General features: G+C 72.5%; 24 protein-coding genes and 2 pseudogenes. 18 read left to right on the forward strand and 8 right to left on the reverse strand.

Translation table 11 applies throughout. From position 1 onward, the window contains the following. Window positions 1–189 (reverse strand): annotated as a pseudogene (locus ACFFR3_RS40335) (hypothetical protein); the annotation flags it as partial. Between the two features lie 174 nt (window positions 190–363). Here ACFFR3_RS40335 and ACFFR3_RS40340 point away from each other — a divergent pair. The 5 genes from ACFFR3_RS40340 (at window position 364) to ACFFR3_RS40360 (ending at window position 3,171) form a co-directional block, all read left to right on the forward strand. Then, window positions 364–942, forward strand: coding sequence for a hemerythrin domain-containing protein (locus ACFFR3_RS40340; protein WP_379484841.1), 579 nt, complete (start codon window positions 364–366; stop codon window positions 940–942). A gap of 2 nt (window positions 943–944) precedes the next feature. Continuing rightward, complete coding sequence (locus ACFFR3_RS40345; protein WP_379484842.1) at window positions 945–1,454, forward strand: DUF2243 domain-containing protein; 510 nt, start codon at window positions 945–947, stop codon at window positions 1,452–1,454. Then, the gene (locus ACFFR3_RS40350; protein WP_345403716.1) at window positions 1,451–2,206 is read left to right on the forward strand and encodes a cytochrome c oxidase assembly protein; all 756 of its coding nucleotides are present in this window, start codon (window positions 1,451–1,453) and stop codon (window positions 2,204–2,206) included. Before ACFFR3_RS40345 ends, ACFFR3_RS40350 begins: the two co-directional genes overlap by 4 nt. Before the next feature lie 161 nt (window positions 2,207–2,367). Further along, complete coding sequence (locus ACFFR3_RS40355) at window positions 2,368–2,637, forward strand: DUF3040 domain-containing protein (protein ID WP_345403719.1); 270 nt, start codon at window positions 2,368–2,370, stop codon at window positions 2,635–2,637. Window positions 2,638–2,655: 18 nt separating this feature from the next. Beyond that, window positions 2,656–3,171, forward strand: a complete 516-nt coding sequence (locus ACFFR3_RS40360; RefSeq protein ID WP_364376074.1) for a MarR family winged helix-turn-helix transcriptional regulator — start codon at window positions 2,656–2,658, stop codon at window positions 3,169–3,171. 44 nt (window positions 3,172–3,215) lie between these two features. On the opposite strand, the gene ACFFR3_RS40365 is transcribed toward ACFFR3_RS40360, so the two are convergent. Beyond that, a complete protein-coding gene (locus tag ACFFR3_RS40365; RefSeq protein WP_379484843.1) occupies window positions 3,216–3,896 on the reverse strand; it encodes a DUF4142 domain-containing protein in 681 nt (226 codons plus the stop codon). 240 nt (window positions 3,897–4,136) lie between these two features. Here ACFFR3_RS40365 and ACFFR3_RS40370 point away from each other — a divergent pair, with 240 nt between their 5' ends. Together ACFFR3_RS40370 and xynA are read left to right on the forward strand one after the other, a co-directional pair. Then, on the forward strand, window positions 4,137–5,522 hold the full coding sequence (locus ACFFR3_RS40370) for a pyridoxal phosphate-dependent decarboxylase family protein (RefSeq protein WP_345403728.1): 1,386 nt from the start codon (window positions 4,137–4,139) through the stop codon (window positions 5,520–5,522). A gap of 263 nt (window positions 5,523–5,785) precedes the next feature. Next, window positions 5,786–6,805: an endo-1,4-beta-xylanase XynA gene (gene xynA, locus ACFFR3_RS40375; RefSeq protein ID WP_364376083.1), complete on the forward strand. Its 1,020-nt coding sequence runs from the start codon at window positions 5,786–5,788 to the stop codon at window positions 6,803–6,805. Between the two features lie 165 nt (window positions 6,806–6,970). On the opposite strand, the gene ACFFR3_RS40380 is transcribed toward xynA, so the two are convergent. Further along, on the reverse strand, window positions 6,971–7,750 hold the full coding sequence (locus tag ACFFR3_RS40380) for an LLM class flavin-dependent oxidoreductase (protein ID WP_345403734.1): 780 nt from the start codon (window positions 7,748–7,750) through the stop codon (window positions 6,971–6,973). Between the two features lie 119 nt (window positions 7,751–7,869). Here ACFFR3_RS40380 and ACFFR3_RS40385 point away from each other — a divergent pair, with 119 nt between their 5' ends. The 4 genes from ACFFR3_RS40385 to ACFFR3_RS40400 are packed head-to-tail and all read left to right on the forward strand — an operon-like array spanning window position 7,870 to window position 11,177. Beyond that, a complete protein-coding gene (locus ACFFR3_RS40385; protein ID WP_345403737.1) occupies window positions 7,870–8,340 on the forward strand; it encodes a MarR family winged helix-turn-helix transcriptional regulator in 471 nt (156 codons plus the stop codon). Further along, window positions 8,337–9,227, forward strand: coding sequence for an ABC transporter ATP-binding protein (locus ACFFR3_RS40390; protein WP_379484844.1), 891 nt, complete (start codon window positions 8,337–8,339; stop codon window positions 9,225–9,227). Before ACFFR3_RS40385 ends, ACFFR3_RS40390 begins: the two co-directional genes overlap by 4 nt. Next, window positions 9,187–10,038, forward strand: a complete 852-nt coding sequence (locus tag ACFFR3_RS40395) for an ABC transporter permease (RefSeq protein ID WP_379484845.1) — start codon at window positions 9,187–9,189, stop codon at window positions 10,036–10,038. Before ACFFR3_RS40390 ends, ACFFR3_RS40395 begins: the two co-directional genes overlap by 41 nt. Window positions 10,039–10,091: 53 nt before the next feature. After that, window positions 10,092–11,177 carry a glycosyltransferase family 2 protein gene (locus tag ACFFR3_RS40400; protein WP_345409777.1) on the forward strand — a complete coding sequence of 362 codons (1,086 nt, stop codon included), beginning with the start codon at window positions 10,092–10,094 and terminating at the stop codon, window positions 11,175–11,177. On the opposite strand, the pseudogene ACFFR3_RS40405 reads toward ACFFR3_RS40400, so the two are convergent. Then, window positions 11,141–11,455 (reverse strand): annotated as a pseudogene (locus tag ACFFR3_RS40405) (hypothetical protein); the annotation flags it as partial. The gene ACFFR3_RS40400 and the pseudogene ACFFR3_RS40405 sit on opposite strands and share 37 nt — an antisense overlap. Between ACFFR3_RS40405 and ACFFR3_RS40410 the strand changes: the two are divergent. Next, window positions 11,406–12,143, forward strand: coding sequence for a class I SAM-dependent methyltransferase (locus tag ACFFR3_RS40410; protein WP_379484846.1), 738 nt, complete (start codon window positions 11,406–11,408; stop codon window positions 12,141–12,143). The pseudogene ACFFR3_RS40405 and the gene ACFFR3_RS40410 sit on opposite strands and share 50 nt — an antisense overlap. A 19-nt stretch (window positions 12,144–12,162) precedes the next feature. Here the strand turns inward: ACFFR3_RS40410 and ACFFR3_RS40415 are convergent, their stop codons facing one another. Next, a complete protein-coding gene (locus ACFFR3_RS40415; protein ID WP_345403746.1) occupies window positions 12,163–13,203 on the reverse strand; it encodes an iron-containing redox enzyme family protein in 1,041 nt (346 codons plus the stop codon). Window positions 13,204–13,265: 62 nt separating this feature from the next. On the opposite strand from ACFFR3_RS40415, the gene ACFFR3_RS40420 reads away from it, so the two are divergent. Further along, window positions 13,266–13,763, forward strand: a complete 498-nt coding sequence (locus ACFFR3_RS40420; RefSeq protein ID WP_379484847.1) for an SPW repeat protein — start codon at window positions 13,266–13,268, stop codon at window positions 13,761–13,763. A gap of 39 nt (window positions 13,764–13,802) precedes the next feature. On the opposite strand, the gene ACFFR3_RS40425 is transcribed toward ACFFR3_RS40420, so the two are convergent. After that, on the reverse strand, window positions 13,803–14,951 hold the full coding sequence (locus tag ACFFR3_RS40425) for a PucR family transcriptional regulator (RefSeq protein ID WP_379484848.1): 1,149 nt from the start codon (window positions 14,949–14,951) through the stop codon (window positions 13,803–13,805). 90 nt (window positions 14,952–15,041) lie between these two features. On the opposite strand from ACFFR3_RS40425, the gene ureA reads away from it, so the two are divergent. The 5 genes from ureA (at window position 15,042) to ACFFR3_RS40450 (ending at window position 21,648) form a co-directional block, all read left to right on the forward strand. Continuing rightward, a complete protein-coding gene (gene ureA / locus ACFFR3_RS40430; RefSeq protein ID WP_379484849.1) occupies window positions 15,042–15,605 on the forward strand; it encodes an urease subunit gamma in 564 nt (187 codons plus the stop codon). After that, window positions 15,602–17,245, forward strand: a complete 1,644-nt coding sequence (locus tag ACFFR3_RS40435; RefSeq protein ID WP_379484850.1) for an urease subunit alpha — start codon at window positions 15,602–15,604, stop codon at window positions 17,243–17,245. Before ureA ends, ACFFR3_RS40435 begins: the two co-directional genes overlap by 4 nt. A 13-nt stretch (window positions 17,246–17,258) precedes the next feature. Beyond that, window positions 17,259–18,539 (forward strand): MFS transporter, encoded by a 1,281-nt coding sequence (locus ACFFR3_RS40440; RefSeq protein ID WP_345403760.1) that lies wholly within the window; start codon window positions 17,259–17,261, stop codon window positions 18,537–18,539. After that, entirely contained in the window at window positions 18,539–20,149 is a 1,611-nt protein-coding gene (locus ACFFR3_RS40445) for an amidohydrolase (RefSeq protein ID WP_345409780.1), read from the forward strand. The genes ACFFR3_RS40440 and ACFFR3_RS40445 overlap by 1 nt, the downstream gene beginning before the upstream one ends. A 107-nt stretch (window positions 20,150–20,256) precedes the next feature. Continuing rightward, complete coding sequence (locus tag ACFFR3_RS40450; RefSeq protein WP_345403763.1) at window positions 20,257–21,648, forward strand: sensor histidine kinase; 1,392 nt, start codon at window positions 20,257–20,259, stop codon at window positions 21,646–21,648. A 4-nt stretch (window positions 21,649–21,652) separates the two neighbouring features. Here the strand turns inward: ACFFR3_RS40450 and ACFFR3_RS40455 are convergent, their stop codons facing one another. Together ACFFR3_RS40455 and ACFFR3_RS40460 are read right to left on the reverse strand one after the other, a co-directional pair. Then, window positions 21,653–22,495 (reverse strand): LLM class flavin-dependent oxidoreductase, encoded by an 843-nt coding sequence (locus ACFFR3_RS40455; protein ID WP_379484851.1) that lies wholly within the window; start codon window positions 22,493–22,495, stop codon window positions 21,653–21,655. A 32-nt stretch (window positions 22,496–22,527) separates the two neighbouring features. Continuing rightward, window positions 22,528–23,553 (reverse strand): aldo/keto reductase, encoded by a 1,026-nt coding sequence (locus ACFFR3_RS40460; RefSeq protein WP_345403769.1) that lies wholly within the window; start codon window positions 23,551–23,553, stop codon window positions 22,528–22,530. Window positions 23,554–23,661 lie beyond the last annotated feature (108 nt).

Below are 23,661 nucleotides of genomic sequence, written 5' to 3' on the forward strand. Positions count from 1 at the left end.
CGGACAGTGCCGGGCCAGGTGGTGGCTGAACATGATCGCCTCGACCTCGATGCCGTTCATGGCGATGATGCGGCACCGCGTGTACGGGTCGGCGTGATCGGGATCGGTCGGCGTGACGTTGAGTTCGCGCCAGTTGCGCAGCTGCTTGTCCAAGGGGATGCCGCGCTCGCGCAGTGGGTTGAAGGTCATGTGCGTCCGCTCCTTCGCGGTCGGGAACATGCGATGTGCCCGCCTACCCGGGGCGTCCCGGTGCAATCTCGGCGCCCGTTACGCCGAAGCTCCGCGTTGGTTAATCCGTTCGCCTCTTGAGCGTGTCCGGCCGCGCCCGGGGTAGGCAGCCCCGTACTTCGAAGGAGGAGAGACATGACGAAGACGGCGCCGGAGAAGATGGCCGAGACGGACGTCATCGAGTTGCTGGTCGCTCAGCACGGGATGATCAGGAACCTGTTCGACGAGGTCGAGCAGGCCCCCGCCGACCAGCGCGGAGAGGCGTTCACCCGGCTGGTGCGCATGCTCGCCGTGCACGAGACCGCCGAGGAGGAGATCGTGCACCCGTACGCGCGGGGCAAGATCGACGGCGGCGAGGGCGTGGTGGAGGACCGGCTGGCCGAGGAGAACCGGGCCAAGGAGATGCTGTCCGCCATGGACCAGGCCGGCCCCGACGCACCCGACTTCATGGAGAACCTGCTGATGCTGCGCGGCGCCGTCGAGGCGCACGCCCGCGCCGAGGAGCGCTACGAGTTCAACAAGCTCATCGCCCACACCACCGAGGCCGAGCGGCGCAGCATGGCCGCCGGCGTCAAGGCCGCCGAGGCCATGGCGCCCACCCACCCGCACCCCGGCACCGAGTCGGCCACCAAGAACGTGCTCATGGGCACGCCGATCGCGATGATGGACCGCGTCCGCGACGTCGTCCGCCAGGCCATGGGCAAGAACCCCTGATCATGGCGGCCCCCAAGGGAATCGGCCTGCCCGGCACGATCCTGGGGATCGGGCTGGGCGGCTTCGTCGACGGCATCCTGCTGCATCAGCTGCTGCAGTGGCACCACATGCTGAGCAGCACCGACACCGACCGCATCGGGGTGCGCCATTACCCGGTCGACACCGTGCCTGGGCTGCGGATGAACACGGTGTGGGACGGCCTGTTCCACACCGTGACCTGGCTGGCCGTGCTCGTCGGGATCGGCCTGCTCTACTCCCGCGTGACCGCCTCGCGCGGGAGGGTGTGGCGCTCGCGGGCGCTGTGGGGCTGGATCCTGTCGGGGTGGGGGCTGTTCAACCTGGTCGAAGGCGTGATCGACCATCACCTGCTGGGCATCCACCACGTCCGTACGGGGCCGTACCAGCTGGCGTGGGACCTCGGGTTCCTGGCGCTCGGAGTGATCCTGGTGGCCGTGGGGTGGGCGCTGCGGCGCGGCGCCGACACGCTCGACCTCTGCCAGGCCCCGCGGTGAGCCACCACCACCACGTCGACGGCACGGTGCTGCTGCTCCTGCTCCCGGCGGCCGCCTATCTGGCTCTGGCGGGCCGCGGGAAGTGGAGCCCGTGGCGTTCCGCTGCCTTCCTGGCCGGTCTCGCTCTCGTCGCCGCGGCCCTGGCCGGGCCCGTCGCCGAGCTGGCCGCGCACGACTTCCGCGGCCACATGCTGCAGCACCTGCTCATCGGCATGCTGGCGCCGCTCGGCCTGGTGCTGGGCGCGCCGGTGACGCTGCTGCTGCGTACGCTGCCGGCCGCCCGCGCCCGCCGGCTCACGGCGCTGCTGCGCTCGGTGCGCCTCGTCGCCGATCCCGTCGTCGCGCTGCTGCTCAGCGTGGGCGGGATGGTGGTGCTGTACTGCACGCCGCTCTACCGGCAGACCCTCACGAACCCCTGGCTGCACGAGGCCGTCCACCTGCACTTCCTGCTGTCCGGCTGCCTGTTCGCGTGGGTGATCGCCGGTCCCGACCCGGCGCCGCGGCGGCCGTCCGTACCGGTGCGGCTGGTCGTGCTGGGCGTCGCGATCGCCGTGCACGCCGGGCTGTCCCAGCTCATGTACGCCGGCCTCGCCGTGGATCTGCCCGTACCGGCCGAGCAGCGGCGCGGCGCCGCCGAGATCATGTACTACGGCGGGGACCTGGCCGAGCTGCTGCTCGCCCTCGCCCTGGTGAGCTCATGGCGGCCGCGCCGCCGCCCCGCCGCGTCCCCTGTGCGGTCCGTGTCCGCCTGACTCCTCGCAGGCAGGCCCGCATCACAGGTTTGTTGCAGTATGCAAGGTTCGCTTGGTCTCCTCAGGCCGTCCGGCTGAAATGGTCGTCGAGATGCGGGGAGGTACACGGGGGCGTGTCCTGGGTGCCGCGGAATGGCCGCCGAGGAGATGAGGCGTGAGGGATGGGGCTTTCCCGGGAAGAGCGGCGGGCACTGGAGGACCTGGAGAAGCGGCTGGCGCTCGACGAGCCCGAGCTGGACGCGCTGCTCTCCGGCTCGTGTGGCTCTTCCCTGCGGCGCAGGTCGGCGGTGCACGTCTGGCTGATGCTGATGCTGCTCACCTGCGCGATCTTCATGATGGGGATCGTGCTGCTGCTGACGACGGGGGAGCGGGAGTGCCCGGGGGTGCCGTTCAGCTCCTGTGAGGGGGCCGGCGCCCGGCAGGAGGGGTAGCGCGGTACAACTGTGGTCATGGGTGACATGTCCGCGATCAGCGGGAAATCTGCTGATGATGGGGACGATGATCTGTCGGCGGTCGTCACGGCCGTGCTGAGCGGGTCGCGGCTGCTCGTCGCCGTCGCCGCCCGGTCGCTCGGCGCGGTCGAGGACCGCATCACGCTGCCGCAGTTCCGGATGATGGTGGTGCTGGCCGGGCACGGCGAGACCAAACTCGTCACCATGGCCGACCTGCTCGGCGTCAACTCCTCCACCGCCATGCGCATGGCGGACCGTCTGATGGCCGCCGGGCTGGTGGTGCGCGAGGTCAACCCGCACAACCGGCGCGAGAGCCTGATGCGGCTGACCACCGAGGGGCGGCGCATCGTCGACCAGGTGATGGAGCGCCGCCGTACCGAGATCGGCGCCATCGTCGCCCGCATGTCGGCCGAGCAGCGCCGCGCGCTCATCTCCGCCATGAACGCCTTCAACGAGGCGGGCGGCGAGTCCGCGGAGACCGCGCCCCGGCCGCTGGGCTGGCAGGATGTCTGACCCCGCAGCCCCGGTCAGGTCAGGTCTGGTCTGGTCAGGTCAGGTCAGGCGGCCGGGTCGGGGAAGCTCTCCGGGGTGGTCAGGCCCGTGCTCTCCAGCAGGCGCTGGTGGTTCAGCACGGCCGCGTTGCACTGCTCGGCGAAGCGGCGGACCAGCGTGTTCTGGGTGCTGCCGCGCACCTGGCCGATCAAGCCGAAGATCTGGCCGTGCGCCAGGCGCAGCCACTTGATGTACGTGGCGTCGTAGGCGGAGCCGGTGCTGCCGGAGATGTCGCTCATCCAGCTCTGCTGCTGCTCGGTGGGCTTCACCGGCAGCGTGATCTCCAGCTTCGAGGCCACCTCGCGCACCTGCCGGTCCAGGGTGTGGTGCTGGCTCGCGATCGTCTCGCTCACCTGCCTGACCTTGGCCGTGGTGGCGCGCTGCACGGCGTCCTGCGCCATCGGCATCTCCCAGAGGCTGGCCAGGCGTACCTTGCGGATGAGCTCCCTGTCGATCTTCGACACCGGCCCCCACTTCGTCTCCCAGACCCCCTCGTCCTCGTCCTCCGCGGGCGGGGCGGAGGACTCGGAGGGTTCCTCGTCGGGAAACGGCGACTCGCTCGCCACCTCGGCGAGCGCGGCCGTGTTGGCGCCGTCCGCGGCGGGCGTCGGTGTGTAGCCGGCGCACGCCGACACCGGCAGGAGCACGGTGGTCGCGCAGACGACGAGTACGCGTCGGGGTCCCATGATCATCGTCCCCTTCCCCGGCCTGAGACGGCCGTCATCATGAGGTACGCCGCCGGAGGCTAGGCCGTTCATGGCACTGTGCAAAAGTTGCAGGAGGGTATGAACGATCACCGGAGGAGACGCCATGGGCGCCGCCGACTCCGCGCATCACCGGCGTCGTCCCGGTCTGGGCGGGCTCGACCTGGTGCACGCCCGGTACGTCCAATCCCCGTTTGCCCGACTTCTTCTAGGGTGCCGGGCATGACGGAACTCGATCTGAACCGCCCCGACATGGCGGCACTCGGCCGGCAGGCCGTGGACATGCTGGCCGACTGGCTCGACACCCTGGAGAAGTCGCCCGCCAGCGACTACTCGCCGCCCGACGGCCTGGCGGAGCGCCTGCGCCGCCCGCCCGCCGCGGGCCCGGGCCACTTCGGGGAGCTGGCGGAGACGTTCCTGCGGGCGGCCGGGCAGGGCGTCAACACCGCGGGCCCCGGTTACCTCGCGTATTTCCCGGCCGGCGGGCTGTACTCGGCGGCGCTGGCGGAGCTGCTCGCCAACGCCGCCAACCGGTACACGGGTCTGGCCCAGATGTCGCCCGCGCTGGTCGCCATGGAACACGGCGTGCTCACCTGGTTGTGCGGGCAGTTCGGGCTGCCGCCCGGCGCGGGCGGCGTCACCACCAGCGGCGGCTCGACGGCCACCCTGTCGGCGGTGCTGGCCGCCCGCCAGAGCCGGCTGGGCGACGACCTGAGCGGCGCCACCCTGTACGTCACCGGCCACACCCACCACTGCGTGGCCAAGGCCGCCCGCATCTGCGGCCTGCCCGCCGCCGCCGTGCGCGAGGTGCCCATGACCGATGACCTGCGCATGGACGTACGAGCCGCCGCCGGGCTGATCGCCGCCGACCGGGCCAAGGGACTGCGGCCGTTCCTGCTGGCGGGCACGGCGGGCACCACCGGCACCGGCACCATCGACCCCCTGCCCGAGGCGGCAGACCTGGCCGCCCGCGAGGGGCTGTGGTTCCACGTGGACGCGGCCTACGGCGGCGGCTTCCAGCTCACCGAGCGCGGCCGGCCGCTCCTCACCGGCATGGAACGGGCCGACTCCATCGCCCTCGACCCGCACAAGAGCATGTTCCTGCCGTACGGGACCGGCGTGCTGCTCGTCCGCGACCCCGCCACGCTGCACGCCGCGCACGCCGACGGCGGTGACTATCTCCAGGACCTCGCCGCGATGGACGGCCTGCCCGACTTCGCCAACCTCGGCGTCGAGCTGACCAGGGAGTTCCGCGGGCTGCGGCTGTGGCTGCCGCTGCACCTGCACGGCGTGGACGCCTTCACCCGCGAGCTGGAGGAGAAGCTCGACCTCGCCGCCGTCGTGCACCGCGAGCTGGCCGCCGATCCCCGCTTCTCCGTGCCGTGGCGGCCCGACCTGACCGTGGTGGTGTTCCGGCTGCGCGACGGCGACGACGAGCGCAACCGGCGGCTGCTCCAGGAGATCAACGACGGCGGCCAGATCTACCTGAGCAGCACGAACGTCCAGGGACGGCTGTATCTGCGGCTGTGCGTGCTGAGCTTCCGCACCCACGCCCGTCACGTCGATCGTGCACTGGAGATCATCCGGGCGGCGGCCGACGTCTGCTAAGTGTTTCGGAGTGCGTACGAAAGTTTCATCGACGCTTGACGGCCCTGTTTCCGCAGCTTCCAGCGTCAGCGCGGTAAAGGGGTCTTCACTTCGCGCAAGAGGCCGTTGACAGGTGCCGGAAAGCGGGCCGATACTTTCGCCAGTCCACCGATATTTTCGGCGGGCACTCGGCTTCACCACGTTCGATCGGGGCCACCTCGGCCATCGGGCGCGTACCACGCCGCCCGCATCCCCGCCGTCATCACGCGAGGAGGAAGCACCCCATGAACGGCGCACCCCCCTACCCGCCGGGCCGCAGACGCGGCCGCGCACGGCGGTTCATCGCCCGCGCGGGCGCCATCGTCGTGGCGCTGGCCGTCGCGATGCTCCCCGGCATCGCCCACGCCGCCATCACGACGAACCAGACCGGCAACAACAACGGCTACTTCTACTCCTTCTGGACCGACGCCCAGGGCACCGTCTCCATGGAGCTCGGCTCCGGCGGGAACTACAGCACGTCCTGGCGCAACACCGGCAACTTCGTCGCCGGCAAGGGCTGGTCGACCGGCGGGCGCAGGAGCGTGTCGTACTCGGGCAGCTTCAACCCGTCGGGGAACGCGTACCTGACCCTGTACGGCTGGACCAGGAACCCGCTCATCGAGTACTACATCGTCGACAACTGGGGCACGTACCGGCCCACCGGTAACTACCGGGGCACCGTGACCACCGACGGCGGGACGTACGACATCTACCAGACGACCCGCTACAACGCTCCGTCCATCGAGGGCACCAGGACCTTCGACCAGTTCTGGAGCGTCAGGCAGCAGAAGCGGACGGGCGGCACCATCACCGCCGGCAACCACTTCGACGCCTGGGCCCGCGCAGGCATGAATCTGGGCAACCACGACTACATGATCCTCGCCACCGAGGGCTACCAGAGCAGCGGCAACTCCAACATCACCATCGGCGGCTCCGGCGGGGGCGGCGGCGGTGGCGGTGGTGGAGGCGGCGGTGGCGGCGGAGGTGGCGGCGGTGGCGGTGGCTGCACCGCGACCCTCTCCGCCGGCCAGCAGTGGAGCGACCGCTACAACCTCAACGTCTCGGTCAGCGGCTCCAGCAACTGGACCGTCACGATGAACGTGCCCTCCCCGGCCCGCGTCCTGTCCACCTGGAACATCACCGCCAGCTACCCGAGCTCGCAAGTGCTCACCGCCCGCCCGAACGGCAGCGGCAACAACTGGGGCGTGACCATCCAGCACAACGGCAACTGGACCTGGCCCTCGGTCTCCTGCAGCGCAGGCTGACCTCCCTCTGAACCCTGTGGCGCGACGGCTGCGAAAGCCGCCGCGCCACAGCGCTGTCCATGCCCGGGGTCGACCGCCGTTTCGGTGGCGGCCTTTCGCACTGAGGGGGGAAGCCGCCGGTCCGGCGGCGCGGTCTTCTGCGGTTTGAGGGGGAAGGCCGATGAGTCAGCGGGGCGGGCCGGCGGCGATCGTCTTGCGGGCGTCGGCGACACCGCCGCGCCACCAGCCCATCGCCTCCACCCACCACGTCATGCCCGCCTCCGCGTAGCCCTCGACGAGGCCGTCGGCGGCGCGGCCCTCCAGGGCGATGTCGAAGCCGTCCAGTGAGCCGCGCTCCTCGCCCAGGAAGTCGACCACGCGGGCGAACTCGGCCACCGGCACCGGCGGGAGGTCGTGGCCGTAGTCGCGGAAGGTCGGCATGGCGCCGTCCCAGCGGGCCGCACGGCGGAAACCGGCCCGCGTGGGCCAGCGGCCGGGGCACCAGATCGGGATGCGGGGCCGCTGCACGGGAGCCGGCGGCAGCCGCTCCCAGAGGTGGGTCAGGTCGTCCAGGCCCTGGTCGAGCTTGGCGGCGCGGACCTTCAGGTCGGGGTCCTCGCCGAAGTCGGTGTACTCCTCGTCGATCGAGCCCAGCCCCGCGCCGAAGACGAGCCGGCCGCCGGAGAGGCGGTCGAGTGAGGCGGTCTCCTTGGCGACGGTCTGCACGCGGCGCCGGGGGAGAGCGGTCATCAGGATGCCGAGGCGGACGCGCTGCGTGCGGGCGGCGATGGCGGACAGCGCCACCACCGGGTTCGCGACCGGCCAGCTCGCGTCGTGGTAGAGCAGGTGGTCCCAGAGGTAGACCGCGTCCCAGCCGTGTTCCTCGGCGGCGACGCCCAGCTCGGTCAGCAGCGTGGGGTCTCCGAACTCGCCGACGTTCGGCAGCCCGACAGCGAAGCGCACCATGGGGTAAGGCTATGCCCGCGCACGAGCCCGCTCGACCACGAAACACGGTAAGCCGCCGACAAACATCCCTTGAGCTGGAAATTTCCCATTACATCGTAAGCAGAGCTAACATTTCGGGCATGAGGACAGAGGAGGATCTGCCCAGTGCGTTCGCCGGCGTGCTGCTCGGGCTCAACCGGCTGATCCGGCGCCGCCTGCGTCAGGGCCTGACCGGGCCGCGGCTGCGTGGCGCCCAGGTCGAGCTGCTGCGCCTGGTCGCTGACCACCCCGGCATCAGCGTGTCGGCAGCGGCCAAGGAGCTTTATCTGGCGGGCAACTCGGTCTCCACGCTGGTCAACCAGCTCAGCGGGGCCGGGCTGCTGCACCGCGAGGTACGCAGCGACGACCGCAGGTCCGCCAGGCTGCTGCCCACCCCGGACGGCGAGGCGCGCCTGCGGGCCTGGCAGGAACGCCGCACGGCGCTCGTCCGCGAGCACCTCGCCCGGCTCCCCGAGGAGGACAGGGCCGCGCTGGAGGCGGCGCTCCCGGCGCTGCGCCGCCTGGCCGCCGGCCTGCAGGAAGAGCAGGAAGAGGAGGTGACCGCGAAATGACGCCCACCGAGGCCGCCCGCGACGGCGTCCCGGACGGCCGAGCGGGTCATGCGCCCGGCCATCCGGGACGTGAGGAGGCGGCGGTCGCGTGCACCGGGTTGCGGTACGCGTTCGGCGAGTCCGTCGCCGTGGACGGGCTCGACCTGACCGTGCGCGCAGGGGAGGTGTTCGGGCTGCTCGGGCCCAACGGTGCGGGGAAGACGACGGCGATCAGATGCGTGACGACGCTGCTGCCCGTGCCCAAGGGCATGGCGCGGGTGTTCGGGCTGGACGTATCCGCCGACCGGATGCGGGTGCGGCGCCTGCTCGGGTACGTCCCGCAGCAGCTCTCGGCCGACTCAGGGCTGACCGGCAGGGAGAACGTCTCGCTCTTCGCGCGCGTCTTCGACGTCCCCAGACGCGAGCGGCGGGCGCGGGTCGCCCAGGCACTGGAGGCGGTCGGCCTCACCGACGCCGCCGACCGGCTGGCGAAGACCTACTCGGGCGGCATGGTACGCCGCCTGGAGCTGGCCCAGGCCCTGGTCAGCGCGCCCCGCCTGCTCATACTCGACGAGCCCACGATCGGCCTCGACCCCATCGCCCGCACGGTCGTGTGGGAGCACATCATGGCCGTACGCGCCGCGACCGGCATGACCGTCCTGGTCACCACCCACTACATGGACGAGGCCGACCAGTACTGCGAGCGCGTGGCCCTCATGCACCAGGGCGGGATCCGCGCCCTGGGCACGCCGCGCGAACTGACCGACGACCTGCGCGCCCGGCGCGGCGACGACAGCACGCCGACCCTGGAGGACGTCTTCCGCGACGTCGCCGGCAGCGGTCTCGACGAGGGAGGGGAGTTCAGCGATGTCCGCCGTACCCGCAACACCGCCTCCCGCGTCGGCTGACGGCGCGGCGGCGGTCCTGCTGCCCGCGCCGGCGCAGGACCGGCCCGCCTGGCGGGTCGTCCCGGCCAGGGTGGCCGCCATGTGCGTGGTGGAGCTGCAGAAGCTGCGCCACGACCGTACGGAGCTCTACACCCGCGCCGTCCAGCCCGCGCTGTGGCTGCTGGTCTTCGGCGAGACGTTCACCCGCATCAACGTGATCCCGACCGGCGGCATCCCCTACCGCGACTATCTGGCGCCGGGGATCATCGCGCAGTCCACGATGTTCATCGCCATCTTCTACGGCATCCACATCATCTGGGAACGCGACTCAGGCGTGCTGACCAAGCTCCTGGTCACGCCGACGCCCAGGGCGGCGCTGGTGGCGGGGAAGGCGTTCGCGGCAGGGGTGAAGGCCATCGTGCAGGCGGTCGTGGTCGTGGTCATCGCCGCGCTGCTCGGCGTGCACCTGTCCTGGCACCCGCTGCGCCTGCTCGGCGTGATGGCGGCGGTGCTGCTCGGCGCGGCGTTCTTCGCCTGCCTGTCGGTGACGATCGCCGGCATCGTCCGTACGCGCGACCGGCTGATGGGCTTCGGCCAGGCCATCACGATGCCGCTGTTCTTCGCCTCCAACGCCCTCTACCCGACGACCTCGATGCCGGACTGGCTGCGGGTGGTCAGCGCGGTCAACCCGCTCAGCTACGAGGTGGACGCGCTGCGCGGGCTGCTGCTCGGCGTCCCCGCGCACCTGCCGCTGGACTTCGCGGTGCTGGCGGTGGCCGCCGCGGCCGGCATCACGGCGGCGGCCGCGCTGCTCGGCCGCCTGGCCAGGTAGGCGCAGGTCATCGCCCGTTTAACCCGATCTTCCCCGGGCAGCCGCCGCCCATGATGGACTACGTGCTCCCGCTTCGCTGGGAGGACGACCGCGGCCTGGACGAGCTGACCGCCTACCTGCGCACGCTGGCCCGCCACGTGGGCGCGGTCATCGTCGTCGACGGCTCGCCGCCCCCGCTGTACGAGCGGCACGCCGAAGCCTGGCGCGGCCTGGTCATGCACGTCCGCCCGGCCGCCGACCTGCGCCACGCCAACGGCAAGGTCAACGGCGTGCTCACCGGCATGCGGCTGGCCCGCGCCCCGCACGTGGTCATCGCCGACGACGACGTACGCCACGACCGTGACACGCTCGCCAGGATCGACACGCTGCTGACCGCCGCCGACCTCGTACGCCCCCAGAACCACTTCACCGAGCTGCCCTGGCACGCCCGCTGGGACACCGCGCGCACCCTGCTCAACCGCAGCTTCGGCGCCGACTACCCCGGCACGTTCGGCGTGCGCCGCGCGTTCTTCGAGCGCATGGGCGGCTACGACGGCGACGTGCTGTTCGAGAACCTCGAGCTGATCCGCACGGTACGCGCCCACGGCGGCAGGGAGCTGCGCCCCCTCGACCTGTACGTGCGGCGGCTCCCGCCCGACGAGGCCCGCTTCTGGAACCAGCGGGTCCGCCAGGCCTACGACGACCTGGCGCAGCCGGGCCGGCTGGCGGTGTTCCTGCCGGTGCTGCCCGCGCTGGCCTGGTGCCTGTCGCGGGGCAGGTGGGCGCCTCCGGTGGCGGCCGCCGCGCTGGCCGTCGCGCTGGCGGAGACGGGGCGGCGCAGGGCGGGCGGACGGCACGTCTTCCCCGGCACGTCGGCGCTGTTCGCGCCCGTGTGGGTGCTGGAGCGGGCCACCTGCGGCTGGCTCGCCGTGTGCGCCGCGCTGCGGGGCGGCGTCCCGTACGCGGGGCGCAGGCTGCGGCGGGCGGCCCACTCCGTACGGTGGCTGCGCAGGAACCGTCAGGCCGGCGGGTCCGGCTCGCTCGCCGCCCGGAACCCGGCGACCTTGTGCGAGCCGTCGCAGAACGGCTTGACCGCCGAGCGCCCGCACCGGCACAGCGCGACCGTCGAACGTCCGGCGGGAATCGGCACGCCGTCCTGAGTGACCAGCCGGAACGGCCCCCTGACCAGCAGCGGCCCGTCCTCGCACGGCGTCACGGTCACCGCGGCGGCCACATCGTCCCCGTCATCCCCGTGTTGCGACATTCCCTCCACGTTCCCGTGAGCCACGGCGGTATGCCGGAATGATCCCTGACCTGCGGGGTAGCACTGCCGCCGTGAAGCTACGTGAGCAGAGTGTGACGGGCGGGAACCGGGCGGGGGAGCGGCGATGACGACGGCGTTCGACCCGGCCGCGTACGGGCGCGGTATCGCCGACATCTACGACGTCACCGTCGGGAACCTGCCGACCGAGGCGACCGTCGAGCAGCTGTGCCTGCTCGCCGAGGGCGGCCCCGTGCTGGAGTTCGGCATCGGGACGGGCCGGCTGGCGGTGCCGATGGCCGAGCGGGGGCACCAGGTGGCCGGCATCGACGGCTCGCCGGAGATGGTGGAGATCCTGCGCGAGAAGCCGGGCGGCGAGAACATCCCGGTCACCGTGGGCGACTTCTCGGCGACGCGGGTCGAGGGCGAGTACGCGCTGGTGGCGCTCACCACGAACACCATCTACGCGCTGCCTACGCAGGCCGCGCAGGTCGCCTGCTTCCGCAACGCCGCCGCGCACCTGCGGCCGGGCGGCAGGTTCGTGGTGGAGGCGTGGGTGCCCGACCCCGGCGCCTTCCGCCGCGGCTCCGCGCTGCGGCTGCTGTCGCTGAGCGAGGACGTCGTGCTCGCCGAGGCCGCCCGCATCTCGCCCGCCGAGCAGCTCATGGCCACCACCAAGGTACGGCTCACCGCCGGCGGCGTCCGCCTCCTGCCCGCCAACCACCGCTACGCCTGGCCCGCCGAGCTGGACCTGATGGCGCAGCTGGCGGGGATGGAGCGCGAGCACCGCTGGGCCGACTGGACCCGCAGCCCCTTCACCGACGACAGCACCAACCACGTGTCGGTGTACCGCCTGCCCGGCTGAGAAACGCGTGGTGGTCGGGTCAGGGGAGGCGGGACAGGGAGGTGTCGCCGCGCTCCCAGCGTGTGAGGACGTACCCTGCCCACAACCGCTCCAGCTCCAGCGCGCACGCCGCGCCGAAGACGATGTCACCGGCGAGGGCGGGCTCGTCGGCGGCCAGGGCGGCGCACAGGTCGTGGGCGGCGATCTGCTCGTGCACGGCGTCCGCCTGGACGTGCTCGTCGTAGAAGCGCGCGGTGTCGGCGTCGCCGCCGAGCCGCCGCAGCCCCTGCGCGTAGCGCCGGTTGGGCAGCGAGGACGTCATCTCCAGCGCCGCCAGGTGCCCGGCGAGTGCGCCGCGCCGCCGCCGGTGCAGGCCGAACAGCGACATGGCGTTCGAGATGGCCAGCGTGATGCCGGGGACGCGGCCGAGGTAGGCGCCGTAGGAGTCGTCGAGGCCGAGGCCGCGCATGGTGGCGCGGAACAGCTCGGAGTGCATGCGTTCGGTGCGGCCGCCGCCGTACTCGTCGGCCTGGATCTCCACCAGCGCCGCCTTGGGCCCGCCCGCCAGGCGCGGGATCGCCCACGTGTGCGGGTCGGCCTCCTTGAGGTGGTAGATCGAGCGGTGCACGACGAACTCGCGGAACTGCTCGCGGCCGGCCCGCTGCGCCAGGAACGCCGCCACCGACGGCCCGCGATCGTCGGCGGCGAGCGCGGTGAGCACCCGCCGCACGTCCCGCGGCCCCTCCAGAGGCGGCATGGGGACGTCGCGCGCCAGCAGTTCCTCGAAGTGCCGTTCCAGCACGGCCCGGGCGGCCAGCAGCGCGGGATCCCACTCCCAGCGCTCGTCCACCCCGGCGAACCCCCGGTAGTGCAGCTCGTAACAGGCGAACAGGGCGAGCTGGAAGTCGGCGTCGCCGAGGTCGGCGCCGGTCACGTCGAGGTGCAGCGCCCGCCCGTCGGGTGCCCCGGCCAAGCGGCGGAACAGCAGCGCGGTGACGGGCCCGCGCGGCGCGGGCAGCGCGGGCGCCGGCCCGCCGGTTCTCTCACGGGCGTGTCCCCCGATGGCGTCGACCGCTGTCACGAGCGCCCCCCTCCTGTCGGCTCCTTGTCGTTTCCCACCCTCTGACCAGGCAAACCGCAGGTATGACCGGCCTCAATCCGGGTAGTGGGGAGCGGCGACGGGAAGGGCTCCCGCCGCTCGCAACGGGGGAGGTGATGTCCCTGATGACCCGCGAAATGGAGCGGCATCCCGACATCATCAGCATGCGCGAGAAGTACGATGTGGCCGCGGCCAAGCCGGCCGTTCAGCTGGCGGACGGGCTGACCTTGGTGGCCGGGCTGTTCCTGGCGCTGTCGCCGTGGATCATCGGATTCACCGGCATAACGTCATTGACCATGAACAACCTGATTACGGGGCTGGCCGTGGCCGTGCTCGCGCTGGGCTTCAGCTCGGCGTACGGGCGCACGCACGGGATCGCGTGGGTCGCGCCCCTCATCGGGCTGTGGACCATCCTGGCGCCCTGGCTGATCAGGGGGGAGGCGGACACGCCGACCACGATCACCACTAACGTGATCGTCGGCGCGATCATCCTCATCTGCGGCCTGGTCGCGCTCGGCATGAGCATGACGAGGAGGCGATGAGACCTGGGCCGGCCCGTGTGACCGGCCCTTCTCATGCGCTCACACCCGGACGCGCAGCGCCAGCGCCACCACGGCGGCGTCCCCCGGCACGCGCACGTCGCGGCCGGTCAGCTCACGGAAGCGGGCGAAGCGGTGCTGGACGGTGTTGCGGTGGCAGTAGAGCGCCGCGGCCGTGTCGGCGATCGAGCCGTCGCCCGCCAGATGCACGCGTACGGTCTCCAGCAGCCGCTTCCGCTCCACCGCGCCGATCGACTCCAGCGGGCCCAGCACCCGCTCCGCCAGCTCGGCGGCCAGCTCGGGGCTGTGCGCGACGAACACCTCCAGCCACCGGTCCTCCAGCCGCATCGGCCCCGCGGGCGCCGCGCCGCCGGCCCTGACCGTGGCCGAGGCCAGGCGCACCGCGTGGGGCACCCGGGCCAGCCCCGTCACCCGCGGCGACAGGCCGCACGCCACGTGCGCGAGCGCGTCGAGCACCAGGCGTTCCGGGTCGGGCACCCGGGAGGGCAGTTGCACGACGAGGATGTCGCCCGACGGCGACTCGTGACGGTGCGTACGCAGCCCGAGCCCGCTCATCCCGCCCGCCGCCACCCGCAGCGCCGCCCCCGACGCGGGCGCCGCCACGACGGCCACGAACGGCGCGGGCACGTCGAAGCCGAGCACCCGCCCCACGTCGCGGACCACGTCGGGGTTGCGCCCGTCGTTGTCCATCAGCCGGGCGAACCACGTGCGCCGCTCGTCCTCCTGCTGCCTGCCCATCTCCAGCACGGCCCGCTGGTAGCCGGTCATGAGGCCGGTGTTGTGCTGCTCGACCGCCTCCCACACCAGGTTGGCCCCTTCGAGCAGCGCCGGGACGTCCCCGGGCGCGGCCAGCCCGACGAGCCCGTGCCACAGCGCGCGGGCGTCCAGCCGGGCCGCCGCCAGCAGCGACTCCAGCGGCACGCCCTGCCCGGCCCGCCGCTCGCCCAGCTTTTCGGAGTGCGGGCGCTGCTCGGGCGGCACCCTGCCCTCGGCCAGGTGGCGCAGGATCAGCTCGAACCCGACCCTGGCCCCCTCGCGCACCTCCTCGCGGCTGACCAGGCCCCGCGCGTACGGCTCCATCGCCATGACCTGCTCGGCCCAGTCGTCGATGAGGTCCTCGTAGCTCTCCAGGCACCGCCTGGCCAGCCGGACCAGCACGTCATTGGTCACATGCACAATCTAGCCGCGCATTTACGCACCGTATCGCCGTTGGTCGGCCCCCTGACCTCGCCATAGCGTGAGCGAAAGGGAGGTTGGACGTTGCATCTGACACCTCGCGAGCAGGAGCGGCTGACCATCTTCACGCTCGCCGAGCTCGCCCGCCGCCGCCGCGCCCGAGGGCGCAGGCTCAACGCCCCCGAGGCCATCGCCCTGATCTGCGACGAGATACTCGAACTGGCCTGGGACGGCGCCACGCTGCCCGAGGTCATCGAGGGCGCCAAGGCCGTGCTCGGCCCGGGCGACGTGATGGACGGCGTCCCCGCGCTCGTCACCCACGTCCAGGTCGAGGCCCTGTTCCCGAACGGCACCGCGCTGGTGGCCGTGGACGCCCCGATCGGCCCGCCGGAGCAGGACGGACCCGGCGCGGTCCGGCCGCTGCCGCGCGAGGTCGAGCTGAACGCCGGTCGCGAGCGCGGCACCCTGCGCGTCACCAACCGGGGCGAGCGCACGGTCTACGTCTCCTCGCACTTCCCGCTGGGCGAGGTCAACGCGGCGCTGTCCTTCGACAGGGAGCCGGAGGGGCTCAGGCTCGCCATCCCCGCCGGTACGGCCACCGTCTTCCCGCCGGGCGAGACCGTCGAGGTGGAGGTCATCACGTCATGAGGCACGAGACGTACAACGCGATCTACGGCCCGACCACCGGTGACCTGATCAGGCTCGGCGACACCTGCCTGTGGGCCGAGGTGGAGGCCGACGACGTGCCGCACGGCGACGAGCTGCTCGGCGGCTGCGGCAAGACGCTGCGCGACGGGCTGCTGGCCAGCCCGCGCGGCGACCGCGAGTCCGCGCTGGACCTGGTGGTCGCCGGGGTCGTGCTGATGGACCCGGTGCTCGGCGTGCGCAAGACGCACATCGGCGTCAAGGACGGCCGGGTCGTGCCGGTCGAGGGCGCGATCATCGACTCGCACACGGCCATCGTGCCGGGGGAGGGCCTGATCGCCACGCCCGGCGTCGTGGACTCGCACGTGCACCTGTCCTCGCCGGAGATCGCGCCCGCCGCGCTGGCCTCCGGCGTGACGACCGTGGTCGGCATGGGACTCGGCGGCGTCTGGGACGTCGGCGTCAACCCGGCGCACAACCTGCACACGCTGATGGCCGCCTGGCGCGGCACCCCGCTCAACGTGGCGTTCCTGGCCAGGGGCTCGTCCAGCTCGCAGCGGCTGCTGGAGGAGGCGGTGCTGGCGGGCGCCGGCGGCTTCAAGATCCACGAGGACTTCGGGGCGACGCCGCGGGTCATCGACACCTGCCTCGGCGTGGCCGAGCAGGCGGACCTGCCGGTGGCGCTGCACTCGGACTCCATGAACGAGTCGGGCTACCTGGCCGACACGGTGGCGGCGACGCGCGGGCGCACCGTGCACGCGTACCACGTGGAGGGCGGCGGCGGGCATCCCGACCTGCTGGAGATCCTCTCCGAGCCGCACGTGCTGCCCTCCTCCACCACCCCCACGCTGCCCTACACCACGAACACCGCGGGCGAGCTGTTCCCGATGACGATGACCGTGCACCGGCAGAACCACCACATCGACAGCGACGTGGCGGTGACCCGCAGCCGGGTCAGGGAGCACGGCATCGCGGCCGAGAACGTGCTGCACGACCTCGGCGCGATCAGCATCGTCAACTCCGACTCGATGGGGATGGGCCGGGTGGCCGAGACCGTGCGGCGCACGTGGCAGGTCGCCCACCTCAACGCCCTGGCCGCCGGGGCCGGCGAAGCGGTGGGAGACAACACGCGGATCCTGCGCTACCTGGCCAAGCTGACCGTCAACCCGGCCGTCGCGCACGGCCTGGCCCACGAGGTCGGCACGCTGCGGCCCGGCCGCCTCGCCGACATCGTGCTCTGGCAGCCGGGATGGTTCGGCAGCAAGCCCGAGCTGGTGATCAAGGGTGGTTTCGTCGCGCACGGCGTCTCCGGCAGCGGGTCGGGCTCCACCCGGCTCACCCAGCCGCGCGTCTACCGGCCGTACTTCGGCGGCCTCGGCGACGCGCCCGCGCTGCTGTCGCGGATCTTCGTCGCGCACGACGCGCTCGACTCGGCCGACAGCAGGGACGCCCTGCCGCGCGGTCTGCGGTACGCGGCGATCCGGCACGCCCGCGGCCTCACCCGACACGACATGTGCCGAAATATGGCGACTCCTCGGGTCGAGGTGCCGCGCGAACCCGGGCCCGTCCTCGTGGACGGCACCGCGGCGAGCATGGCCCCCGCCACCGAGGTGCCGCTCGCCCAGCTCCACCACTTCGCTTAGGAATCCCCCCCGTATGAGCTCCACCACCGCCCGCGGCGCGGGCATCGCGTCCTTCGTCGGCACCTCCATCGAGTGGTACGACTTCTACATCTACGGCACCGCCTCCGCCCTCGTCTTCAGCAGGCTGTTCTTCCCCGACGTCAGCCCCGCCGCCGGCGTCATGGCCTCCTTCGCCACCTTCTGGGTCGGGTTCCTGGCCAGGCCGCTCGGCGGCGTCGTCTTCGGCCACCTCGGCGACCGCATCGGCCGCAAGCGCACGCTCGTCGTCACCCTGCTGCTGATGGGCGGGGCCACCACGCTGGTCGGCGTGCTGCCCACGTACGCGCAGGTCGGCATGCTGGCGCCGGTGCTGCTCGCGACGCTGCGGCTGGTGCAGGGCATCGCGGTCGGCGGCGAGTGGGGCGGCGCGGTGCTGATCGCCGCCGAGCACGCGGGGCCCAAGCGCATCTTCTACGCCGCCTTCGCCCAGCAGGGCTCGCCCGCCGGCTCGATCCTCGCCACCGGCATGTTCGCGCTGGTCAGCACGCTGCCCGAGGACGCGTTCCTGTCCTACGGCTGGCGCATCCCGTTCCTGTGCTCCGCCGTGCTGCTGGTGGTGGGCCTGGTCATCCGGCTGCGGGTGGAGGAGTCGCCGGAGTTCACCCGCATGCAGGAGCGGCGCGAGGTGGCCAAGCTGCCGGTCGCCGAGGTCTTCCGCACGGCGTGGCCGCTGGTGCTGCTCGGCATCGGCGCGAGCGGCGTCGGCATCGCGTCGGCGTACTTCACCAACACCTTCATCCTGTCCTGGGCCACCACCGACCTCGGCATCGCCCAGAGCACGATGCTGGACGTGCTGCTCATCGTGGCGATCACCCAGTTCGTCACCCAGCCGCTCGGCGCGGTGCTCGGCCAGCGCTACGGCGCCGCCCGCTTCATGCTGATCGCATTCACCGCGCTCATCGTGTGCACGCCGATCACCTTCGCCATGGTCGGCACCGGCTCGCCGGTCCTCGCCACGCTGGGCCTGGCGCTGAGCATCGTCTTCGGCGGCATGTCGTACGCGGCGCTGGCCGGGTTCCTCGCCGAGGCGTTCCCGGCGCGGGTCCGCTACACCGGGATCTCGCTGGCGTACCAGCTGTGCGGCGCCCTCATCGGCGGCACCGCCCCGATGATCGCGCAGGCGCTGCTCACCTCGACCGGCACCATCTGGTCGGTCGTCGCCCAGTACCTGGTCATCATCCTGCTCACCATGGCCTGCGTGGCCGCCCTGCAGCGCAGGAGCGCGGCGGCCGCGCGGGAACCCCTGGAGGTCTGATGCGTCTCGACACGCTGTTCGTCAACGGCCGCTTCACCACGCTCGACCGCGACCGGCCGTACGCCACCCGCCTGGGTGTGCTGCACGGCCGGATCGCCGGGCTGGACGAGGAGCTCGATGGCGCGAGCGCCGGGACGGTCGTGGACCTCGGCGGCGCTCCCGTCGTGCCCGGCTTCAACGACGCCCACCACCACCTCAGCATGCGCGGCCAGCGGCTGCGCGAGCTGGACGTGCGCGTGACCAGCCTCGACGAGCTGTACGCACGGGTCGCCGAGCGCGCCGCCGAGTTCCCCGCCGGCGCGTGGATCCGCGGCGGCGGCTACGACCAGAACAAGCTGGGCGGCGCCCATCCCGACCGCGAGGCGCTCGACAAGGCCGCGGGAGGCCGCCCTGTCTGGCTCCAGCACACCTCGGGCCACATGGGCGTCGCCAGTACGGCGGCGTTCGCGCTCATGGGCTTCCCCTCCCTTGAGGACGTGCCCGACGTGCCCGGCGGCTTCGTGGGCCGCGACGAGCGCGGGCTGCCCACGGGGCTGCTCGCCGAGCAGGCCCAGGACCTCGCGCTGCGGGTGCTGCGGCCGCTCGCGCACGAGGAGTTCGTGGAGGGCATCGCGCTGGCCGGCCGGGCCGCCGCCGCCGAGGGACTGACCAGCTTCACCGAGCCGGGCGTGGGCGTCGGGCTGGCCGGCAACGGCCGCTGGGACGTGGCCGGCTTCCAGGACGCGATCCGGCGCGGCCTGCTCCCGCAGCGGGCCACGCTCATGCCGGGCTCGCCCAACCTGCACGACGTGGACGCCGAGTTCGGGCTCGACCTCGGCGTACGCTCCGGGTTCGGCGACGAGTGGCTGCGGATCGGGCCGGTCAAGCTGTTCTCCGACGGCTCGCTGATCGGCCGCACCGCCGCCATGTGCTGCGACTACGCGGGCGAGCCGGGCAACCGGGGCTTCCTGCAGGAGGAGGCTGCGACGCTGCGCGGCTTCATCCTGCGCGCCCACGACTCCGGCTGGCAGATCGCCACCCACGCCATCGGCGACGCCGCCGTGGACGTCGTGCTCGACGCCTACGCCGAAGCCCAGGCCCGCACGCCGCGCCCCGGCGCCAGGCACCGCATCGAGCACTGCGCGGTCACCAGCGACGCCCAGGTCGCCAGGCTCGCCGAGCTGGGCGTCATCCCGGTGCCGCAGGGCCGGTTCATCTCCGAGATCGGCGACGGCATGCTGGACGCGCTCGGCCCCGAGCGGGCCCGCGGCTGCTACCGGCAGCGCTCGTTCCTGGAGGCGGGCATCGTGCTGCCGGGCAGCTCCGACTGCCCCGTGGTGGCGGGCGCGCCGCTGCTCGGCATCCACGACCTGGTCAACCAGCTCACGGCGGGCGGGCGGCCGTTCAACCCGGAGGAGGCGCTGACGCCCGAACAGGCGCTGCGCGCGTACACCGAGGGCTCGGCGTACGCGGTGCACGAGGAGCACCTCAAGGGCACGCTCGGCCGGGGCAGGCTGGCGGACTTCGCGGTGCTCTCCGACGACCTGCTGGCCGTCGATCCGGCCACGATCAGGGACATCACCGTGATCGCCACGGCGGTGGGCGGGCGGCTGGTGCACGACGTGCGTTGACCCGATTTCGACACCTATGACCCGCCGCTTGCAAAGCCATTGGCTCCCCGTGAACCCCTAGTTGGAAACATGGCCACTGAGGAGTGAGGCGAGCGGGGAGGTGGACGATGCCCCATCGTCCGGGGCCCCTGACGCCGGGGCTCCTGCGTCCCGGCCGCCTCTCGGTGCAGGCCCGCCTCGTCCTGGTGACCGCCCTGTTGTCGCTGGCGAGCCTCACGGGGGTGGCCGTCGCCGTGGACCTGATCGTCCGCGGCAGGATCGAGCGCGAGGTGTACGCGAGCACTCAGCGCGCGGCCACCGAGTGGATCGGCGCCATGGGCACCTCGACCCCGCAGCCCGTGACCACGCCCGAGGTCAGCCTGTTCCAGCTCGTGGACGCCACCGGCCACGTCGTGCAGGCCAGCCGCGACGCCGAGGGCCGCCCGCCCATGAGCACCTTGTGGCCGAACTCCGACGACCGCATCCAGCACGGCAAGGAGTGCACGCGGGACGGCTGCGTCATGTTCACCGCCTACCGGCCGTCGCCGCAGGAGGAGGAGCTGTGGGGCGGCGCCTCCCACGTCGTGTACGCCGGCCGCCCCGAGCCCGCCCTCCTGGCCGGCTGGGATCTGGAGCTGGGCCTGGCCGCCGCCGTCCTCACCGGCACCACGCTGCTGACCGGCCTGGCCGCCCTCCTCATCCGCCGCACGCTGCGCCCGGTCGAGGAGATGCGGGCCAGGATCGCCGAGATCACCGTCACCGACCTCGGCCTGCGGGTGCCGGCGCCGCCGGGCGACGACGCGATCGCCTCACTCGCGCGTACCGTGAACAGGACCCTGGCCAGGCTCCAGGAGGCGGTCAGCCAGCAGCGCCACTACTCCTCGATGGTCTCCCACGAGCTGCGCACCCCGCTGGCGGGGCTGCGCATGCGGCTGGAGGAGGCGGTGACGTACCCCGACGCCGATCGTGAGGAGACGATCAGGGGGGCGCTCGGCAGCGTGGACCGCCTCCAGCGGATCATCGACGAGATGCTGCTGCTCACCCGGATCCGCACGTCGTCGCCGCAGCAGGCCGAGCGGGTCGACCTGGGCCACCTCGTCCGCGAGGAGGCCGGGAGTCTGCCGGGCCCCTGCCGGCCCGTGCTGGTCGTCCACGACTCGCCCCGCGTGTGGGGCAACAGGACCCAGCTCACGGAGGTGCTGACGAACCTGCTGGTCAACGCCCAGCGGCACACCCGCGGCGCGATCGAGGTGAGCGTCGCCCGTGAGGACGACGAGGCCGTGCTGAGCGTCTGGGACGACGGCGAGGGCATCGCGCCAGAGGAGCGCGAGCAGGTCTTCCAGCCCTTCGTCCGGCTGGCCGCCGGCCGCAAGCGCGACCCCGCGGGCAGCGGGCTCGGCCTGGCCATCTCCCGCGCGATCGCCCAGGCGCACGAGGGCGACCTGACCATCGAGGACAGCCCGCGCGGCCCCTGCTTCGTCCTGCGGCTGCCGCTGGCCGGCGAGCACGAACCCGGCTGAGCCGTCAGAGCGAGGGCGTGATCAGCTCGTCCGCCACCCAGCGGGCCACCTTCTCCGGGTACGGCGCCGGCAGCCCGAGCACCACGTGGTGGAAGCCCGCGGCCACCGCCTCGCCGATGGCCTGCCTGGTGGCGCCGGGCCGGTCGTAGGAGACCGGCAGGTGGATCGAGCGGGTGATCGCGGCCGGGTCGCGGCCGACCTCCGCGCAGTAGCGGTCGAGCAGGGCGCTGCGGCGGACGACGTCGTCGATGTCGCCGCCGGGGATGTTCCACAGGTCGGCGTGCTCGGCGGCCACCCGCAGCAGCGCCGCAGAACGCCCGCCGAGCAGCATCGGCGGGTGCGGGCGCTGCACGGGCTTCGGATTGCAGTACGCCCCGGTCAGCGTGACGTGCGAGCCGTGGAAGTCGAACGGCTCGCTCTCGCTCCACATCCGCCGGATCACCGTGCACGCCTCGGCCAGGCTCTCCACGGAGTGACGGAAGTCGTGGAAGGGCAGGCCGTGCGCCTCGTACTCGCGGCGGGCCAGCGGATGGCCGGGCCGCGAGCCCGCGCCGATGCCGAAGTCGAGCCGGCCGCCCGACACGATGTCCACGGTCGCGGCGATCCTGGCCAGGACGGCCGGCGGGCGGAACCTGTTGCTGGTCACCAGCAGGCCGAGGCGCAGCCGGTGAGTCTGGGCGGCGAGCGCCGACAGCAGCGTCCAGCCCTCGTGGATCGGCCCGTTGATGTCGCCCTGGATGGGCAGCAGGTGGTCGAACAGCCAGGCGTGCTCGATCTCCGGCACGTCGTCGGCCTCCCGCCAGACCCGCAGGACGTCCTCGTAGCCGACCTGCATGGGAGCGGTCATGATGCCGAACCGCGTCCGGTTCCCGTGGCTGCTCATCGGCGTCGCAGGGACGGGTCGAGCAGCGCGGGCGGGGTGTCGAACTTCTCGTGCGCGGCCAGGTCGGTGCCCGGCGCGACGATCTCGTCGACGGCGTCCAGGACGTCCTGCGACAGCACGGTCCGCGCCGCGTCGAGCTGCGCCTTCAGGTGCTCCAACGTGCGCGGGCCGATGAGCGCGCCGGTCACGCCGGGGTGCGCGGTCACGAAGCCGAGCGCGAGCTGGATCAGCGTCAGGCCCGCCGCGTCGGCGACCCCGGCCAGCCGCTCGACCGCCTCCAGCCGGGCCCTGTTGTACGGCAGCGCCGGGTCGAAGCGCTCCGGCAGCACCGACGAGCGGTGCGTGTCCGCCGCGCGGCCCGCGCGGATCGCGCCCGACAGCCACCCCGAGGCCAGCGGGCTCCACACCAGCACGCCGAGCCCGTACTCCTGCGCGACGGGCAGGACGTCGGCCTCGATGCCGCGCTGCAGGATCGAGTAGCTGGGCTGCTCGGTGACGTACCGGCTGAGGTGGTGCTCGCGGGCGGCCCACTGGGCCTGCACGATCCGGTACGCGGGGAACGTCGAGCTGCCGAAGTAGCGGATCTTGCCCGCCCGCTGCAGGTCGGTCAGCGCCGACAGCGTCTCCTCGTCGCTGGTCGTGGGGTCCCACCGGTGCATCTGGTACAGGTCGACGTGGTCCACGCCGAGGCGGCGCAGGCTGTCGTCCAGCGCCCTGACGATCCAGCGGCGCGAGCCGCCCTGGTGGTTCGGCGCCTCGCTCATCGGCATGGTGGCCTTGGTGGCCAGCACGATGTCGTCGCGGCGGCCGGCGATGGCCTTGCCGACGATCTCCTCCGACTGGCCGCCGCTGTACCAGTCGGCGGTGTCGATGACGTTGACGCCGGCCTCCAGCGCGGCATCGATGATGGCGGTGGCCTCGTCCTGGGTGGTGCGGCCGATGGCGCCGAAGTTCATCGCGCCGAGCGCGAGCGTGCTGACCTGGACGCCGGTGCGGCCCAGGGCGCGGTACTGCATGGTCATGTCTCCTCCACGTGCGCGGCGGCTTTGTCCGGCGGCCGCGCTTCTGGCATCCTGAAAGCGGATCCGCGTTCCGTTAAACACGATACGGAACGCTGTTCCGTTTGTCTA

The sequence above is a fragment of the Nonomuraea salmonea genome, assembly GCF_042428605.1.
GTDB lineage: Bacteria > Actinomycetota > Actinomycetes > Streptosporangiales > Streptosporangiaceae > Nonomuraea > Nonomuraea salmonea.

Coding starts and splice junctions, on each gene's coding strand:
- ACFFR3_RS40340 (WP_379484841.1), top strand. CDS start 364: ATGACGAAGACGGCGCCGGAGAAGATGGCCGAGACGGACGTCATCGAG.
- ACFFR3_RS40345 (WP_379484842.1), top strand. CDS start 945: ATGGCGGCCCCCAAGGGAATCGGCCTGCCCGGCACGATCCTGGGGATC.
- ACFFR3_RS40355 (WP_345403719.1), top strand. CDS start 2,368: ATGGGGCTTTCCCGGGAAGAGCGGCGGGCACTGGAGGACCTGGAGAAG.
- ACFFR3_RS40360 (WP_364376074.1), top strand. CDS start 2,656: ATGGGTGACATGTCCGCGATCAGCGGGAAATCTGCTGATGATGGGGAC.
- ACFFR3_RS40365 (WP_379484843.1), bottom strand. CDS start 3,896: ATGGGACCCCGACGCGTACTCGTCGTCTGCGCGACCACCGTGCTCCTG.
- ACFFR3_RS40370 (WP_345403728.1), top strand. CDS start 4,137: ATGACGGAACTCGATCTGAACCGCCCCGACATGGCGGCACTCGGCCGG.
- xynA (WP_364376083.1), top strand. CDS start 5,786: ATGAACGGCGCACCCCCCTACCCGCCGGGCCGCAGACGCGGCCGCGCA.
- ACFFR3_RS40380 (WP_345403734.1), bottom strand. CDS start 7,750: ATGGTGCGCTTCGCTGTCGGGCTGCCGAACGTCGGCGAGTTCGGAGAC.
- ACFFR3_RS40385 (WP_345403737.1), top strand. CDS start 7,870: ATGAGGACAGAGGAGGATCTGCCCAGTGCGTTCGCCGGCGTGCTGCTC.
- ACFFR3_RS40390 (WP_379484844.1), top strand. CDS start 8,337: ATGACGCCCACCGAGGCCGCCCGCGACGGCGTCCCGGACGGCCGAGCG.
- ACFFR3_RS40395 (WP_379484845.1), top strand. CDS start 9,187: ATGTCCGCCGTACCCGCAACACCGCCTCCCGCGTCGGCTGACGGCGCG.
- ACFFR3_RS40400 (WP_345409777.1), top strand. CDS start 10,092: ATGGACTACGTGCTCCCGCTTCGCTGGGAGGACGACCGCGGCCTGGAC.
- ACFFR3_RS40410 (WP_379484846.1), top strand. CDS start 11,406: ATGACGACGGCGTTCGACCCGGCCGCGTACGGGCGCGGTATCGCCGAC.
- ACFFR3_RS40420 (WP_379484847.1), top strand. CDS start 13,266: ATGACCGGCCTCAATCCGGGTAGTGGGGAGCGGCGACGGGAAGGGCTC.
- ACFFR3_RS40435 (WP_379484850.1), top strand. CDS start 15,602: ATGAGGCACGAGACGTACAACGCGATCTACGGCCCGACCACCGGTGAC.
- ACFFR3_RS40440 (WP_345403760.1), top strand. CDS start 17,259: ATGAGCTCCACCACCGCCCGCGGCGCGGGCATCGCGTCCTTCGTCGGC.
- ACFFR3_RS40445 (WP_345409780.1), top strand. CDS start 18,539: ATGCGTCTCGACACGCTGTTCGTCAACGGCCGCTTCACCACGCTCGAC.
- ACFFR3_RS40450 (WP_345403763.1), top strand. CDS start 20,257: ATGCCCCATCGTCCGGGGCCCCTGACGCCGGGGCTCCTGCGTCCCGGC.
- ACFFR3_RS40455 (WP_379484851.1), bottom strand. CDS start 22,495: ATGACCGCTCCCATGCAGGTCGGCTACGAGGACGTCCTGCGGGTCTGG.
- ACFFR3_RS40460 (WP_345403769.1), bottom strand. CDS start 23,553: ATGACCATGCAGTACCGCGCCCTGGGCCGCACCGGCGTCCAGGTCAGC.